Source organism: Shewanella sp. AS16 (assembly GCF_021412365.1).
In the GTDB taxonomy this organism is placed as follows: domain Bacteria; phylum Pseudomonadota; class Gammaproteobacteria; order Enterobacterales; family Shewanellaceae; genus Shewanella; species Shewanella salipaludis.
In genome coordinates, this window is the sequence record NZ_JAKCLK010000192.1 from 1 (window position 1) to 301 (window position 301).

A 301-nucleotide genomic window follows, 5' to 3' on the forward strand; every position below is an offset into this window, starting at 1 on the left:
TACCCCACAGAGGCCAATGGCAGTAGAACCGGAAGAGGGATGTAATTCCAGTTATCGCGCGCCGTTACGCCAGCGGTAAATCCCAGGCCTAAATGAAAATTTTCATCCGCCAGCGGTCGCCAGGTACTTTCCCATCCGTATCCGGCAATCGGTTCCCATTTGTTCCACGAGTCCTTAAATGCCATGGCATACAGGCCATGCCAGTTTCCTTTTTCATCCCAACGCGACTGACCAAAACCGCCGCCCCACGGTCGCTCGTTATAGCGATCGGTTTTTTCTTTGTCGTAAGCAAAACGTGCAT

Annotated in this window: 1 protein-coding gene; it reads right to left on the bottom strand. The window is 52.2% G+C overall.

The window, feature by feature from the left end; translation table 11 throughout:
• Nucleotides 1–301 (bottom strand): lipid IV(A) palmitoyltransferase PagP (gene pagP / locus LZP73_RS19945; protein WP_234236648.1); only part of this gene is annotated, 301 nt, incomplete at both ends.